This window comes from Paraburkholderia sp. A3BS-1L, from assembly GCF_051125215.1.
In the GTDB taxonomy this organism is placed as follows: Bacteria; Pseudomonadota; Gammaproteobacteria; order Burkholderiales; family Burkholderiaceae; genus Paraburkholderia.
The window spans coordinates 1203829-1219988 of sequence record NZ_CP120444.1 but is presented as its reverse complement, the minus strand read 5'-3'; the positions used below and the strand labels follow the sequence as shown (position 1 = coordinate 1219988).

Sequence of the window (16160 nt, the reverse complement as noted above, 5' to 3'; positions counted from 1 at the left end):
CTCACTATCTGAAGAGGCGAATATGCGGCACATTTTGAATCTTGATCGTTACCCGCTGGATCGAATTGGAAGCCCCGAATGGCAGAATCTGGTTAACCGCTCGATTGCCGATCTGGCAGCGAACGGAATGTTCAATCTCGAAGGACTGCTTTTGCCCGGCGTGGCGGAAAAAGCCGTTGCCGAGATTCAGCCCGTGATGGATACGAAGTCCCATACCCACAAACGGTCGCACAATATCTACTTCAAGCCCGAAATTCCGGAGCTCTATGCAGGCCACCCGGCGCTTCGCGAGGTTGAAACCGTTAGCCACACCGTTTGCGCCGACCAGATTCCCGCGAGCATCGTGCTGGCGATCTACGAGTATGCACCCCTTGCTCACTTTCTCGCGGCGACCATGGGGAAGCGCTCGCTTCACGTGATGCAGGACCCGCTCGCGCGTGTGAATGTCATGTCGTACCGCGAGAGCGAGACTTTGAACTGGCATTTTGACCGTGCCGAATTTACGACCACGTTGTTGTTGCAAGAGCCGGAAGCGGGCGGGGAATTCGAATACCGCTCAGACCTGCGCTCGGACGACGATCCGAACTACGACGGTGTCGCCAGGCTTCTGGAAGGACGTGACCCGCACGTCAAAAACCTCAGGCTCAAGGCCGGGAACCTCAACGTGTTCAGAGGCAAGAACACGGCGCACCGCGTCACGAGCGTGCGCGGAATTCGCGAGAGGATGATTGCTGTCTTTTCCTACTATGAAAAATCGGGCGTCGTGTTTAGCGACGAAGAAAAGCTCGGGTTTTACGGGCGCGCGGCCTAGCGGTTATCGGCAAACGTGAGCCAACGGTCAGATCAATTCAATTTGGATAACGAAATTAAATCACGAGAAATTCTCGAACGGAGACGAATGATGCTTATCAAGCGTGGGGTGCTGGGCCGGCTTGTCGCGTTGGCCGTGTGGGGTGCGTCTGTGACATTGTCCTCGTCTGCCGACGCGAAAGAGTGGACGTCGGTCACCATCGCTACTGAAGGCGCCTACGCGCCGTGGAATATCACGTTGCCCGGCGGAAAGCTCGGTGGCTTCGAGCCGGAACTGATGCAGAATCTATGCACACGCATCAAAATCGAATGCAAGCTGGTTGCGCAGGACTGGGATTCGATGATTCCGGGTCTGCGGGTGGGCAAGTTCGATGTATTGATGGACGCCATCATGGTGACGCCGGAGCGCGAAAAAGTGATCGCGTTTTCGCGTCCCTATGCGTTGACGCCGGGAGCGTTCGTTTCAGCCGACCCAAAAATTCTCTCCGGCATTAGCGGTACTGCGGAGGTGCTCAAGCTGACCGGTGACCCGAAAGCGGACAAAACCGCCATTGACCGCCTTCGCGTGGCATTGAAGGGGCGCTCCATCGGCATTCAGATCGGCACCGCGTACACCGACTTCATCAACAGGAACTTCAAGGACGTCGCCACGATTCGCGAGTACAAGAAGTCTCCTGAGCGCGATCTCGATCTCGCTTCGGGCCGGATCGACGTCGCGTTCGATGACGTGAGTTATTTTTCGGCGGTCCTTCGGCAGCCGGAAAACAAGTCGCTTGCCTTCGTGGGTCCGAAGATCGGGGGAACAATCTGGGGTCCAGGGGAAGCACTCGCATTCCGTCAGAGTGATGCCGATCTGAAGGCGAAATTCGATGCCGCGCTTACCGCCGCGCTCGCGGACGGCACCGTGAAGAAACTGTCACAGAAGTGGTTCAGCATCAATATCACACCCTGATGGCGTGAGTATGGCGATATAGGGCAGTCCAGCCAATGCTGCACTGCCCGAATACCATCTCCTGCCGAAATAAATAATTTGTAATGCCAATTATTAATATGGAGACATCGATGATAAAGAAGGTTTTCGTAGCCGGGGGGGTTCGTATTCATTTCGTCGATTGCGTCCGCGCAAAGCTCCGTCGCTCTATATGGGATTATCGACGAGGGCTTCAACTTCACGACGAATACCGGAGGTAAGCACGCGTACGAAATGGAAAGTGGCTACGCGGCAGGTAGCCGGTGGGGCGTCAACGGCAAAGAAGATCTCGGCGGTGGGCTCGCGGCACTGTTTACGCTCGAGAACGGTTTCGACGTCAATTGCGGACGCGCTGGCCAGGGGGAACGGATGTTCGGCCGGCAAGCCTACGTCGGCGTGCAAAGCGACAAGCTGGGCGGCCTGACCTTCGGACGCCAATATGACTCAGTCGTGGACTATCTCGCGCCGCTCACGGCAAACGGCGGGTACTCGGGATACCTGTTCGCTCATCCGTACGACCATGACAATACGGATAATTCGTTTCGGGTCAGCAACTCGGTGAAGTACGCCAGCCCGAATATCGCGGGCTTTACATTCGGTGGCGTCTATGGTTTCAGCAATGCCGCCGGTGCGTTCGCCAATAACCGGCTCTATAGCATTGGAGCGGCCTATAGCACAGGTTCGCTGTCGCTGGCTCTCGCCTACATGGACATCGATAACGTCGGTGCCAATAGCGTTGGCGCGGTGGCGACGAACGACGCAAGTTTTGTCGCGGGGCATCAGCGAACCTATGGGGCGGGGGTCACCTATACGATGGCCCGCGCGACGCTGGGCTTTGTTTATAGCCACACGTCGCTGGACGCGCCTGTCGGCAACGGCTACCTGATGCCCGGCACCTTTCCAGCGGGTGTGACAGTTAGTTCGCTGGACTTCGATAACTTTGAGATCAATGCGAAGTACGACTTCACGCCGGCGCTTTTCGCACAGGCCATGTACACGTACACGCTTGGCAAGTACCAGGGAAGCAATGCCAGCGCGCGGCCCAAATGGCACCAGGTGGGCCTGATGCTCGACTACAACCTCTCGAAGCGCACGGATGTCTATCTTCAAGGGGTATTTCAGCAGGTTGCGGACGGCAATACGGGGACGTTCCTGGATCAGGCATTCATTACCGGTGCGGATAATTCCTCGTCGTCGAACCGGCAATTCGTCAGTCGCGTCGCCATCAGACATTCTTTCTGAGTTGTTCAACCGGGCGCTGAAATGCGTGAGCAGATCTGCCCCCGGCTCGGTACGCATGCGTCAGTTCTGCGCCATCTTCTCGAACACCTCCGGGTAGCGTCCGCCAGAGATTTGCTCGGGCGAGAAGATGGCTTCGAGCCTCGCGCATTCGTCCGCGCTCAATCGAATATCGGCTGCGCCGGCATTCTGCTCCAGATGCGCAATGCGCTTGGCTCCCGGGATCGGCACGATGTCGTCGCCTTGCCCCAGAACCCAGGCAAGCGCGAGCTGGGCCGCCGTCACGCCTTTCTCGAGCGCCATGGCCTCGACCGCCGAAACGAGCTTGCGATTCGCCTCGATATGGCCAGGCTGGAAGCGCGGCAGGCTGCGGCGAAAGTCCTGCTCGTCCAGCGTCGCGAGCGACGCTACCGTGCCCGTCAGGAAGCCGCGCCCGAGCGGGCTGAACGGCACAAAGCCGACCCCGAGCTCCCGGCAAGCAGCCAGCACGCCATTGCGCTCGACATCGCGCGTCCAGAGCGAATATTCGCTTTGAAGCGCTGTGATGGGGTGGACCGCATGCGCCCGGCGCAAGGTCTCGGCTGAAACTTCCGACAAGCCGATTGCCCGCACCTTGCCTTGCGCGACCAGGTCCGCCATCGCGCCCACGGTTTCTTCGACGGGTACGGCCGGATCGACACGATGCAAGTAATACAGATCGATCACATCCGTTTGCAGGCGCTTGAGCGACGCCTCCGCCACGGCGCGGGCATTTTCCGGGCGGCCATCGGTGCCGGTTATCTCGCCGAAATCGTCACGGTCGCGGCGATACGTAAAGCCGAATTTCGTCGCGATCACCACCTTGTCCCGATACGGCTTGAGCGCGCGCCCCAACAGGATCTCATTGCGATGCGGCCCGTACACCTCGGCGGTGTCGAAAAAGCTCACACCCAGATCGACCGCCCGGTGCAGCGTACCGGTCGACGCTGCTTCGTCCTGCACCCCATAGGCCTGACTCAGCCCCATGCAACCGAAGCCAATGGCGGAAATATCGAATTGTCCAAGTCTGCGCATCTGCATCTTTCTCTCCTTTCGCGAACGTGTCGGGATGCAGGTATCGTAGTCGCCGATCGATCATTCGATAATATGTCCGGATTCGATTGCCTCAATCTATCCGATAGAACAATGGACCGAACGCAGCTTTCACAACTCACCGTCTTTGTGACCGTTTCGCAGCTTGGAAGCTTTCGCGCGGCGGCCGATCACCTTGGCATTGCGCCCTCGGCGGTCAGTCATGCGGTCTCGACGCTCGAAGCCAGTCTGGGCGTCAGGCTGCTGGCGCGCACGACCCGCTCGACGCGGCCAACCGAGGAGGGCCAACGATTGCTCGACCGGGTTGGCGCGCCGCTTTCGGACATCGCAGCGGGATTGGCCGAGGCGGCCGAACAGCGCGAGGCCCCTTCCGGGCCGCTGCGAATCACGATGCCGATGCTGGCGGCGGAAGAACTGATCATGCCCCGCCTGCGAGACTTCAGCACGCGCTATCCGCAGATCGAACTCGACATTCGCACGTCCGACCTGTTCGAGGACATCGTCGAAAGCGGTTGCGACGCGGGATTGAGATTGGGCGAGAGTCTCCAGGCGGACATGATCGCCGTGCGAGCGAGTAGCCCGCGCCGGAGTCTGATCGTCGCGACGCCTTTCTATTTTGAAAGCCATCCGCAGCCGATGCATCCACGCGATCTCGCCGATCACCCATGCATCCGGCGACGCTTCGAAAGCGGGCGCATTTACCGCTGGGAACTGGAAAAGGATGGACGCCCGATCAGCGTCGAGGTGAAGGGCAATTTGATCTTGCCGCAGCAGAGCCTGATGCGGCAGGCGGCGCTCGACAGTTTGGGGCTCGCGTTCCTCTTCGAGGAAGCGATCGACGAGGATCTTCGTGCTGGACGTCTCATTCCGGTCATGCAGGAATGGTGTCCGCAATTCGACGGCTTCTATATTTACTACCCCTCGCGCAGGCAAATGCGGCCTGCGCTGCGGGCTTTCATCGAGTTCTTCCGGTATCGGGAATGACAGCGCGATCTAGCGAAGCCGGATATGCCATGCAATTCGCCTGGCGCTGCTAGTCATCGTCTTCGACATCGGGCTCATTCAGATCGATTTCTAGCACCCGGCAGACATCGCGCACGAACTCGTTCATCGCGGCGAAGCATTCGGGGCTATGCGGCGGAAAGTCCTCGGGGTTCTTCTTGCCCTGCGCGCGCCGGATCGCGCGAATGCTGGCCTCCAGTGCCCGTGCTTCGGCCCAGATCGGATGGTTCCCGGAAGGTTCAAGTGGTTCGCATGCCATGCCCAGATTGTCGGCAACGGCCGCGCGAACTTTAGCGCCTCCTCCCCACAACCTGAATGAATTCCGTTTGCCTTTCTGAATGTTTTAAGAAACCATTCAGCTGCTGATTCAGCCCCACATCCCGTTCCTCGAACGACAACTCCGGTCCACGACGATGAAAATCACCACGATCCGGCCTTACATTTCCGTGGTGCTCGCTGCGGCATTGATAAGCGCCTGCAGCGGCGATTCCAGCAACAACCCGCCGCCGCAATCGTCAGCTCCGCCGCTTGCCACGGACGCCAGCGCCTGCCTCGCGGTGGACAACAACAGCTCGACCGTCGTCGTCGGCTCGAACCAGCCGGGCGATCCGTCGCTGCCCGAAGCCGCGTCGGGCTACCGGACGGGACTGAAGCCGCGCTACGCCCGGACCTACATGGTCGCAACCTCGAACGCCTACGCGAGCGCGGCCGGTTGCGCCGTGCTCAGGCGCGGCGGCACCGCCGCCGATGCGGCCGTCGCGGTGCAGGCCGTGCTCGGCCTCACGGTTCCCGAAGCGACCGGCCTCGGCTCCGGCGGCGTGCTGCTGTACTACGACGGACCCAGCAAGACGCTGCAAGCCTACGATGGCCGCGAAACGGCGCCCGCCGCCGCGACCGAAAACTATCTGCGCTATATCGACGACACGACCGATCAAACGACGCCGCTGCCGAACCCGCGCGCGAGCGGCCGCTCGATCGGCACGATCGGCGTGCCGCGCCTGATCGAAGCCTTGCAGCACGACCACGGCAAGCTGCCCTGGCGCGGCCTGTTCGGCGATGCGATAACGCTCGCCACCAACGGCTTTCCGATCGGCGGGCGTCTCGCCGCGGCCATCGCCTCGAACGCGCCGAACCTGAAGCGCGATCCCGAAGCGGCCGCGTATTTCCTGAACGCGGACGGCTCGCCGAAGACGCTCGGCACGGTGCTCAGGAACCCCGCGTACGCCGATGCCCTCACGCAGATGTCGCAATCCGGCGCGAACGCGCTCTACACTGGCGCGATTGCGCAGGACATCGTCGCGAAGATCGCCGCCACCACGGGCGCCGACGGCTCGACGCTCACGCCCGGCAAGACCACGCTCGCCGACCTCGCCGGCTATCAGGCAAAAGTGCGCAAGCCGGTTTGCACGACGTATCGCGCGACGTACTGGATCTGCGGGATGCCGCCGCCGTCCTCGGGCGGGATCGCGGTTGCGTCCGCGCTGGGCATTCTCGAGAATTTCGACCTGAAATCGCTCCCGCCCACGGCCATCGACCTCGAAGGCGGCAAGCCCACCGTCAATGGCGTGCATCTGATCACGGAAGCGGAACGGCTCGCGTATGCCGATCGCGACAAGTATGTTGCCGATACCGATTTCGTTCCGCTGCCAGGCGGCACATGGGACACCCTGCTCAACAAGCCCTACCTGAAGAGCCGTGCGAATTTGATTAGCATGTCGAAAAGTATGGGCACGGCGCAGGCGGGCAATCTCGGCGCGGCGCCGGTCGGCATTGCCGCCAACCAGATCGAGCACGGCACGAACCAGTTCACGATCGTCGACGGCGACGGCAGCGTGCTCACCGCCACGACCACGGTGGAGTCGAGCATGGGTTCGTTCCACATGACGCACGGCTTCCTGCTGAACAACCAGTTGACCGACTTCTCCGCGAGCCCGACCGACAGCGCCGGCAATCCGGTCGCGAACCGCGTGCAGCCCGGCAAGCGGCCGCGCAGCTCGATGGCGCCGACGCTCGTGTTCAAGGTTGCGGCCGACGGTTCGCGGGGCGACTTCGTGATGGCCACCGGCTCGCCCGGCGGCGGCGCGATTCCGCAATATGTGGTGAAGACGTTGGTGGGTGTGCTCGACTGGGGGCTCGACGCGCAGCAGTCGGCGGGGCTGATGGACTTCGGCGCGGGCAACAGCCCGACCACGACGATCGGCGGCGAGCATCCCGATCTCGATCTCACCGACAACGGCGTGCACGATCCGCTGATCGCAGGCCTGACCGCACTCGGCCATAAGGTGTCGACGGCCTCGCAGGCTAGCGGCATCAACACGGTGATGCGTGTCACGCGAGGCCAGTCTGTCGTGCTGCAGGGCGGCACCGATCCGCGCCGCGAAGGCGTGGTGCTCGGCGATACCTTCACGCCCTGATATTCAGGATGCGGGGCTGCCGCGCGGGCGCGTGACCGCCCCGCCCGCGCGGCGTACACCGTTACTCCAGCGCGCCCACTCCGGCATTGGCGCGCGCGCCCGCTCCGCCCATCACCACGAAGTACGCCGCGCCCGCCGCCACGAATCCTATCGGCCACGCAAACGCTGCAACCGCGGAGAGCGCGGGCAGCAGCGCAACCGCAACCGCCGCGCCCGCGGTCGGCACGAACACGGCCATTGCCTTCGGATTGACACCATTGCGATAGAAGTACTCGCCGTTTTCGTCCGAGCGATACAGGTCCTGGAGCTTGACCACACCGCGCCGGATCAGGAAATAGTCGGCGGCCATGATCCCGAACAGCGGCCCGAGAAACGCACCGAGCCCGCCCAGGAAGTAGTTCACGACCACCGGGTTCGAGTACAGGTTCCAGGGCATGACCACGAGCGCCAGCACCGCGCTGATGATGCCGCCGCGACGGAACGTGATGCGCTTGGGCCACACGTTGGCGAGGTCATAGGCAGGCGACACGAAGTTGAGCACGACGTTCACGCCGATGGTCGCCACGATGAACATCAGTGCGCCCACCACCAGCACGAAGGTGTTGGGCACTCTGGCGAGGATCAATGCCGGGTCGGTGATGGCCTTGCCGAACACCACCACGGTGCCCACCGTCATGGTGATGCTGATGGCGGCGAACGCCGCGAAATTAATCGGGATTCCCCAAAAATTCCCGACGATCACGGCACGCTCCGATTTCGCGAAACGCGTGAAGTCGCAATAGTTGAGCAGCATGGTCGCGTAAGTGGAGACCAGCAGGAATGCGCCGGTGAGAATGCCCTGCACCACCCCGCTGCCCGACAAGGGCTTGACGGACAGATTCATCGGCAGATGCCAGTCGGCCATCGCGAAGAGCCACAGCGCCATCAGCAGCATCACGACCCACACGATCGGTCCTGCCCAGTCCTGGAAGCGGCGCACCGCTTCCATGCCGCGCGTGATCACGAGCAGCTGCATGACCCACAGAAACACGAAGCAGGCCCATCCGAGATACGAGAGACCGAGCAGGCTCTGGTCCTCCCAGTGCTGCAAGGCCGGATTCATGCGCAGCAACAGGACGACCACGGCGGTCGAAGCCAGATAGGTCTGAATGCCGTACCAGCAAATAGCGATGACCGCGCGAATCAGCGCCGGCACGTTGGCGCCCCAGATGCCGAAGCTGAGTCTCGCCATCACGGGAAACGGCACCCCGGTCTGCTGCCCCATGCGGCCAGCCCAGTTCATGCCGAAGAACAGAATGCCGGTGCCGATCAGAATGGACGCGAGCACCTGCCACCCCGTCATGCCGAGCACGAACAAGCCCGCCACGAACGTATAGGTGCCGATGTTGTGTATCGCCGACATCCAGACCGCGAAGAAGCTATAGGACGTCCACTTCCGCTCGGTGGCGGGCGCCAGGTCGTCGTTATACAGCCGGCCTGTCGGGTCCAGCTCGGCCAGTTTCCTGTCCTGTCTTTCCACGATGCTCTCTCCTCGCATAATTCCGCCGCTCACATTAGTTCAGTGAATTGTTTGTGAGTTTTTAGTGAAACGGCGGGCACTCCATGAATGGAATCACCACAACCACAACGCGTTAGTCGAGCGCACCTCGAGGCCCGATCGTCGGTTTCCCGCAACGCAGAAAGCGGCCTCGCCCGCGGCGCGGATGGAACTCGCCATCCCACACTACCGCCCCGCCGATCAGCGTGATGTCGGGCCAGGCACGCAGCGTCTGACCTTCGTAAGGCGTGTAGTCGACCGCATGATGCAGGTCCGCGTTGCGCAGCACGAACCCGCGCTCGCCCCAGATGACGAGGTCGGCGTCGCTGCCGATGGCGATAGTGCCTTTGCGCGGGTGCAGGCCATAGGTCTTGGCCGGATTGGTAGACGTCAGTTCCACGAAGCGGTTCAGCGTCATGCGCCCCGCCAGCACGCCCTCGGAATAGAGCAGCGGCATGCGCGTCTCCACGCCGGGAATGCCGTTCGGAATGTGGCTGAACGAGACTTCCTCGCCGCCGGGCTTTTTGCCTTCGGGCGCGTCGTAGTTGAATGGCGCGTGGTCGGAACTGAAAAGCGTAAAGAGCCCGTCGTTCAGGCCGTCCCAGATCACCTCCTGGTTGGCCTTGTCGCGCGGCGGCGGACTGCAGACGCATTTCGCGCCCTGATAGGTGTCGTCGATGCCGAGATCGGCGGCGGTCAGAAACAGGTATTGCGGGCAGGTCTCGGCATAAACCTTGAGGCCGCGCGAGCGCGCCCAGCGAATCTGCTCGACCGCTTCGCGCCCCGAGACGTGCACGATCAACACCGGCACGTCCACCAGTTCGGCGAGCGAAATGGCCCGATGCGTGGCCTCGCGCTCCACCAGCAGCGGGCGAGCATGCGCATGAAAGCGCGGCGCTTTGCGGCCCGCGGCTTCGAGACGCTTCGTCAGCCATTCGATGCAATCGGCGTTCTCCGCGTGAACCATGGCCATCGCGCCGTATTCGCGAGCGATGGCCAGCACGTCGAGGATCTGGCCATCGTCGAGCTTCAGATCCTCATAGGTCATGTAGATCTTGAACGACGTGTAGCCCTCGGCAATCAGCGCCGGCAACTCCTCTTCCAGCACCTTCGGCGTGGGGTCGCTCACGATTAAATGGAACGCGTAGTCGATGTGCGCCTTGCCTTCGGCGCGGCCGTGATAGTCGTCCACGGCGGCGCGCAGCGACTGCCCTTTCTCCTGCGCCGCGAACGGAATCACGGTGGTCGTGCCGCCGCATGCCGCTGCGCGCGTGCCGGTGTCGAAGTCGTCGGCCATGCGCAGCGGCGGCGCCATCGGCTGATCGAAATGGCAGTGCGCATCCACGCCGCCCGGCGTCACCACGCGCCCCGCCGCATCGATCTCGCGCGCGCCCGCCGGCAAGCCCATGCCCAGCTGAACGATGCGCCCGCCCGCGATGCCGATGTCAGCCTTGAAGGTGTCGCTGGCCGTCGCGACACGCGCATTGCGGATAACCAGATCTAGCGCCGAACCTGTCACCTGAAATCTCCCGACTCGAAAATTATCTTATGAATCAACGGCAACCATGACGTCTTTGCTGTCGACATAATAGTCAACAATTATGTTTACAAAACTAGTGTTTACATGAGTGTCGACAATCCGCGAGGCGGCCGGTATCCTGACTCTGGGCGATGCGCAGCGCGGCTGGCGCGCCCGCTACACCGCATACGAGAGGCCATTGCCGTGCCTGCAATCGACGAACTTGCCACGCCCCCTGCCGGGAAATCCGCTCCACGCAAACGCAAATCCGCTGCGCCGGCGCGCGCGCCGCTGGAACTCAGTCAGGACGAGATTTACGAGCGCATCTACGCGGCGATCCTCGAGCACCGGCTGCACCCCGGCACCAAACTCGCGGAAGAGCGCCTGGCCGAAATTTTCAATGCCAGTCGCGGACGCATTCGCGAAGTGCTGGCGAGGCTCGCGCATGAGCAGGTGGTCGAATTGATTCCGCAGAAGGGGGCGTATGTCGCGCGCCCTTCCATCGAGCAGGCGCTCGACGTTTTCGAAGCGCGCCGCCTGATCGAGCCCGCGATCATGCGGCGGCTTGTCGAGAACTTGACGGCCGAAAAGCTCAAGCGCCTGCGCGAGCACGAAGCACTCGAAGCCGATGCGCGCAAGCGCGAGGACAAGCGCACCGTGATCCGGCTCTCGGGCGAGTTTCATTCGCTCGCGGCGGATCTCGCGGGCAACTCGGCGCTCGCCCGCACCATGCGTGAGCTTTCCGTGCTCACGTGTCTCATGATCTTTCTCTACGACGCGCCTACAGCAACCTGCTGCCGCGCCGACGAGCACTCGCATATCGTCGATGCCATCGCGAAGCGCGACGCCGCGCGCGCCGAGCGTTTGATGCTCGAGCACCTGGACCACATTCAAGGCAGCATGAAGCTCGAGTCGGCAAGCGAGCAGGTCGATCTCGAAGAGATCTTCAGAAGCTGACGCGCGGACCGCGCGTCACCAGCGACTGCGTCGGCTGGTGTGATTGGTTGTGTCCACATCTTGTTTGCATCGACCGATATTGCGCTCATGAAGTATCAATAACGCGCACACATCACGTGCGATCGCGCGAATTCTCTCGCCCGCGCCACTTCCCCGATTACAACGGACTTAACGCGATCTGCATGCCGTCACGCACGTGGCTGGCGCGCGTGCGCGTTCCGGTTACGCATTGAAGCGGGCATTTCATACCGCATTTGCAGCGGGTTTACGCTAGTTCGCGAGAACACAAGCGATTGGGGCGCATCGCCCTATGTCGCAAGAATCCGGAATACCTAATATCAAGTCACGGCGAGACATCAAGTCGAACGGCTAAGCACCGAGCGATTCCCGCAAGTCATGGATGGCCACGATCAATGAGGTGGCTGTCCATCAGCATTGCACCTGGCCATAACCGCTTCACGCACGACCGTTCAATCATGCACGGCCGTCGGACGCGGCTACCCATAAATCAAGGAGACAACCATGCTGCATGATCTGCCCGCCCGTCCCGAGACCGTTCATTGGGGCTATTTCGACGCCTGCAAAGCACCGGCCCTGACCGTGAAAAGCGGCGACATCATTCGCGCCGAAGCGATCACCCACCATGCCGGCGATGCGCCGGACCTGATGATGGACAACGCCGTGCGCGAAATCTATTCGAAGATCCCGCACGAGGACCGCAATCCGGGCGTGCACATCATGACAGGCCCGATTTACATCGAGGACGCCAAGCCCGGCGACGTGCTCGAAGTGCGCTACCTGCAAATGATTCCGCGCTTTCGCTACGGCGCAAATGCTGCCGCGCACTGGGGCCAGCTGTACCGCGAATTCAACAAGGAACGCATCACCATCTACGAACTCGACACCGCGTCGAACACCGCGCACGCACTGTACGCCTACGACTACCCGAACAAGATGACGACGCCCGGAAAAATCGTCGACGAGCGCGAATGCTGCCGCCAGCCAGCGCTCGCAGGCGTGCGCGTTCCGGTGCGCCCGCATCTGGGCACGGCGGGCGTGGCGCCCGACAAGGCAGGCCGCGTCTCGACCGTGGAGCCGGGCTTGCACGGCGGCAACATCGACAACTGGCGTATTGGCGCGGGCGCCACCATGTATTACCCGGTTGCGGTGGACGGCGCGCTGTTCTCGATCGGCGACCCGCACATCTCGCAGGGCGACGGCGAAATCAGCGGCACCGCGATCGAGGCCTCATTGAATGTGCTTTTCCAGGTAGTCCTGAGAAAAGATTTCCACTTCCCCTCGCCGCTGCTGGAAACGCCGGACTGCTGGGTCGTCCACGGTTTCCATGAGGATCTCGACGAAGCCGGCAGGAATGCGGCGCGCGACATGATCCATCTGCTGACCGAGCAGCAAGGCCTCTCGCGCGACGACGCCTACTCGCTCATGAGCGTCTCCGCGGATTTCGGCGTCACGCAGGTGGTCGACGGCACCCAGGGCATTCATTGCACGATGCCGCGTGCCATCTTCCCACCGAAAACCAAGGGCTAAACGCCAGATCAGGCCAAAACAAGGCCTAAATCGGACACCCGGATAACGCAAGCGAACAAGCGTGAGGAACTCACATGCACTATGTCTACGTGGGGCGCAATGAACTGGTTGCGCTCATAGTCGGTCTCGTCACCGGCACGCTGTATTCGTGGCTCGATCTGCCCATTCCCGCACCCAACGTCACGGGGGGCATTTGCGCCATTCTCTTCACCTATCTCGGCTACCTGGTCGTGAACGCATGGCGCAAGAGTGTCAGTTTCGGTCGTCCACCAGCAAGCGGATCGATCGCGGCCGATTCATGATAAAGGGGAATGACATGGTTGAAATCATGCTAGGTCAAACGGAAATTCAGGCCGCAGCCGTTGGCCTGGTAACAGGGGTTGTTTACACTGCGGTACGGGCTCCGATACCTGCGCCCAATGTGCTCGGCGGCATCTTCGCGATCGTCGGCACATTCGCGGGCTTCGTCCTGGTGGCGGCCATGCGAGGGCAGCTGCATTTCGGCTAGCCGCCACAACGGCTCGACGCATGTGCTGGATTGAAGTCAGGCGGGCCCAGCCGGTGGGTCCGCCATCACCACTGCTGCATGCACGCGCCAGGGAGACAGGCCTTGCGTCAATCGCACTTTTCCACTGAAGCCTGGCCGCAACCCGGCCGTGCCGCTGCCTGGCGCGCCGAGCTCATGGTCGCGCGGCTCTCCTGCCAGAACCTGTGCGCAGATCACTCGCTGCATGGCACGGTGCAGTCCAGAACCACCAGTGCCGGCATCGAGCTCGCGTGCATCGCTTCAGTGCCGCAATCGGTTGCCGTGGCCGCGGGCAAGGACCGTGGCCTCGTGTTGCTGATGCTGCTCGAAGGCGAGGCCGGGCTCGCCACCACGGGCACGAGCGACAGCCTGCGTGAGAACGAAATTGTCTGCGTGCCCGCGGGCGCGCACGCCGAGTTGTCGCTCGCCACCGCGTTTCGCCTGCTCACCGTTCACATCGGCCCCGCGCTGCTCGCCGCGCGCGTAGCCGCGCCGCTGCCCACCGAAGCGATCAAGCTCACGGGCGATGCAGGACTGCTCTTCGCGAGAATGCTGTGCGCGGCCGCCGACACCTTCGAAACCGTCGTGGCCGCCGACCCCAAGGCCTTGCAGCCCATCGACAGCACGATCACCGAGTTTCTCGCCACGGCCCTGATCGCGAGCCAGCCGCCCGACCTCGCGGGGCTCACGCAGTCGCGCACCGCCATCTTCTCGCGCATCTGCGAACGCGTGGACGCGCGGCTGGCCGAGCCCGGCTTGAGCGTGGCCTCCATCGCCTCGGACGAGCACGTGTCCACGCGCTACCTGCAAAAGCTGTTCGAAAAGTCGGGCACGAATTTTTCGGTCTATCTGCGCACGCGGCGGCTCGAACGTTGCCGTACCGATCTCGCGAATCCGCTCTACAGCAAGCTCACGGTTTCGGATATCTGTTATCGATGGGGCTTTAACGATCCCTCGTACTTCAGCCACGCGTTCCGGCAGCAGTTCGGCATCTCGCCCAGTTCCTACCGCGACCAGATGATGCCCGCGCCGGCCAAGGTCGTTGCGCAACGCATCTCGCGCGGCCGGCCCGAACACGTGCGGATCCAGCCCATCGCGCGCGACCAGCTTCCGGCCAACGACGGCACCGCGCCGGCGAGCACGCCGGGCCACCCCGGCCGTGTTTCGCGCTGGGGCCATGCCACCGATAGCTTCGGACGCCGCCATCACCGGCTCAACGCCACCGACAAGACCGTCCATTGGGGCTATTTGAGCCGCGACTTGCCTGCGGTGCTCGAAGTCGAGTCGGGCGACAAGGTGACGATCGAAACGCTCACACAGCACGCATCGGATGACTGGGAGCGCATGATCGAAGGCGATGCCGGCGCGCAAAGCGTGTTCCATTGGACCGCGCAGAAGAAGAACGTCGACCGGCGCGGCGCGGGCCCGCTCGATGCATCGATCTATGGGCGCGGCGCGGGCGAAGGATTCGGCGTCCATATCTGCACGGGGCCCGTGGCCGTGCGCGACGCCATGCCGGGCGACGTGCTCGAAGTGAGGATTCTGGACATCCGCCCGCGCATGAGCGCGAACCCCTGCTTTCACGGCAAGGCCTTCGGCAGCAACGCCGCAACGTGGTGGGGGTTTCATTACCGCGACCTGCTCACGGAGCCGCGCGAGCGCGAAGTCGTGACCATCTTCGAAATCGACTGCGAACGCTCCGACGGCAAGGCGCGCGCGCTCTACAACTTCCGCTGGACGCCGCAACGCGACCCGTCTGGCGTGCTGCATCCGACGATCGACTATCCCGGCGTGCCGGTCGACCATTCCACCATCGAGAAAAACTACGACGTCCTGAGCGATATCGAAATACCGGTTCGCCCGCACTTTGGCGTGATTGCAGTGGCGCCGGCCCAGAATGGGTTGATCGACTCCATTCCGCCTTCGAGCTTCGCGGGCAACCTGGACAACTGGCGCGTGACGCGCGGGGCCAGCGTGTTTCTGCGCGTGGCCGTGCCTGGCGCGTTGTTCTCGATTGGCGACCCGCATGCGTCCCAGGGCGACTCAGAGCTATGCGGCACCGCCATCGAATGCTCGCTGACCGGCGATTTCCAGTTGGTGCTGCACAAGAACGGCGAGATCGACCCGAACGCTCCCTTCGCCGACTTGACCTACCCGCTCGTTGAAACCGCGAACGAGTGGATTCTGCATGGCTTCAGTTCTCCGAATCATCTGACCGAGTTCGGGCAAAAGGCGCAAAGTCACATCTACATGAAGTCGACGCTCGACGAAGCCATGCGCGACGCGTTTCGCAAGGCCCGCCGGTTTCTCATGTCCGTCAAGAAGCTCAGCGAGGACGAGGCCGTCACGCTCATTTCGGTTGCCGTCGACTTTGGCATCACGCAGGTGGTCAATGGCAACTGGGGCGTGCATGCGATTATCAGGAAGTCTCTGTTCACGGGCAGGTGATTCGGTGTGTTTGCCTGAATCGCATTGCGAAAAACTGAGTATGCGCATTGAGTTTCGCCCTCCCCGTGGCTCATGTGACGGTGCAAACTGGCAGACTGAGCATCTTTTGAGATACGCTG

Annotated in this window: 14 protein-coding genes; 10 read left to right on the top strand and 4 right to left on the bottom strand. The window is 62.2% G+C overall.

Features of this window, described 5'->3' with window-relative positions; all coding sequences use genetic code 11:
• The first annotated feature begins 22 nt into the window (after window positions 1-22).
• The 3 genes from P5W99_RS30655 (at window position 23) to P5W99_RS30645 (ending at window position 3022) form a co-directional block, all read left to right on the top strand.
• Complete coding sequence (locus P5W99_RS30655; RefSeq protein ID WP_421027561.1) at window positions 23-811, top strand: HalD/BesD family halogenase; 789 nt, start codon at window positions 23-25, stop codon at window positions 809-811.
• A gap of 90 nt (window positions 812-901) precedes the next feature.
• The gene (locus P5W99_RS30650; RefSeq protein ID WP_434665400.1) at window positions 902-1762 is read left to right on the top strand and encodes a transporter substrate-binding domain-containing protein; all 861 of its coding nucleotides are present in this window, start codon (window positions 902-904) and stop codon (window positions 1760-1762) included.
• A 150-nt stretch (window positions 1763-1912) separates the two neighbouring features.
• Window positions 1913-3022, top strand: coding sequence for a porin (locus P5W99_RS30645; protein WP_434665397.1), 1110 nt, complete (start codon window positions 1913-1915; stop codon window positions 3020-3022).
• 60 nt (window positions 3023-3082) lie between these two features.
• Here P5W99_RS30645 and P5W99_RS30640 read toward each other — a convergent pair whose 3' ends face one another.
• Window positions 3083-4024, bottom strand: a complete 942-nt coding sequence (locus P5W99_RS30640) for an aldo/keto reductase (protein ID WP_421027559.1) — start codon at window positions 4022-4024, stop codon at window positions 3083-3085.
• Here P5W99_RS30640 and P5W99_RS30635 point away from each other — a divergent pair.
• Window positions 3908-5074 carry a LysR family transcriptional regulator gene (locus tag P5W99_RS30635; RefSeq protein ID WP_421027558.1) on the top strand — a complete coding sequence of 389 codons (1167 nt, stop codon included), beginning with the start codon at window positions 3908-3910 and terminating at the stop codon, window positions 5072-5074. The genes P5W99_RS30640 and P5W99_RS30635 overlap by 117 nt on opposite strands.
• A 49-nt stretch (window positions 5075-5123) precedes the next feature.
• Here the strand turns inward: P5W99_RS30635 and P5W99_RS30630 are convergent, their stop codons facing one another.
• Window positions 5124-5351, bottom strand: a complete 228-nt coding sequence (locus tag P5W99_RS30630; protein WP_421027557.1) for a hypothetical protein — start codon at window positions 5349-5351, stop codon at window positions 5124-5126.
• Window positions 5352-5505: 154 nt separating this feature from the next.
• Here P5W99_RS30630 and P5W99_RS30625 point away from each other — a divergent pair, with 154 nt between their 5' ends.
• Window positions 5506-7506, top strand: a complete 2001-nt coding sequence (locus tag P5W99_RS30625; RefSeq protein ID WP_434664820.1) for a gamma-glutamyltransferase family protein — start codon at window positions 5506-5508, stop codon at window positions 7504-7506.
• A gap of 61 nt (window positions 7507-7567) precedes the next feature.
• On the opposite strand, the gene P5W99_RS30620 is transcribed toward P5W99_RS30625, so the two are convergent.
• Together P5W99_RS30620 and hydA are read right to left on the bottom strand one after the other, a co-directional pair.
• Complete coding sequence (locus tag P5W99_RS30620; RefSeq protein WP_421027555.1) at window positions 7568-9025, bottom strand: NCS1 family nucleobase:cation symporter-1; 1458 nt, start codon at window positions 9023-9025, stop codon at window positions 7568-7570.
• Between the two features lie 112 nt (window positions 9026-9137).
• Entirely contained in the window at window positions 9138-10562 is a 1425-nt protein-coding gene (hydA, locus tag P5W99_RS30615; protein WP_421027554.1) for a dihydropyrimidinase, read from the bottom strand.
• Between the two features lie 312 nt (window positions 10563-10874).
• Here hydA and P5W99_RS30610 point away from each other — a divergent pair, with 312 nt between their 5' ends.
• From P5W99_RS30610 to P5W99_RS30590, 5 genes are all read left to right on the top strand, one after another.
• On the top strand, window positions 10875-11519 hold the full coding sequence (locus P5W99_RS30610) for a GntR family transcriptional regulator (RefSeq protein WP_421046980.1): 645 nt from the start codon (window positions 10875-10877) through the stop codon (window positions 11517-11519).
• A 522-nt stretch (window positions 11520-12041) separates the two neighbouring features.
• On the top strand, window positions 12042-13067 hold the full coding sequence (locus tag P5W99_RS30605) for an acetamidase/formamidase family protein (protein ID WP_421027553.1): 1026 nt from the start codon (window positions 12042-12044) through the stop codon (window positions 13065-13067).
• Between the two features lie 74 nt (window positions 13068-13141).
• The gene (locus P5W99_RS30600; RefSeq protein WP_421027552.1) at window positions 13142-13369 is read left to right on the top strand and encodes a XapX domain-containing protein; all 228 of its coding nucleotides are present in this window, start codon (window positions 13142-13144) and stop codon (window positions 13367-13369) included.
• A 14-nt stretch (window positions 13370-13383) separates the two neighbouring features.
• Window positions 13384-13575: a XapX domain-containing protein gene (locus P5W99_RS30595; RefSeq protein ID WP_035525667.1), complete on the top strand. Its 192-nt coding sequence runs from the start codon at window positions 13384-13386 to the stop codon at window positions 13573-13575.
• 174 nt (window positions 13576-13749) lie between these two features.
• Window positions 13750-16041, top strand: coding sequence for an acetamidase/formamidase family protein (locus P5W99_RS30590; RefSeq protein WP_434665394.1), 2292 nt, complete (start codon window positions 13750-13752; stop codon window positions 16039-16041).
• Window positions 16042-16160: the final 119 nt, after the last annotated feature.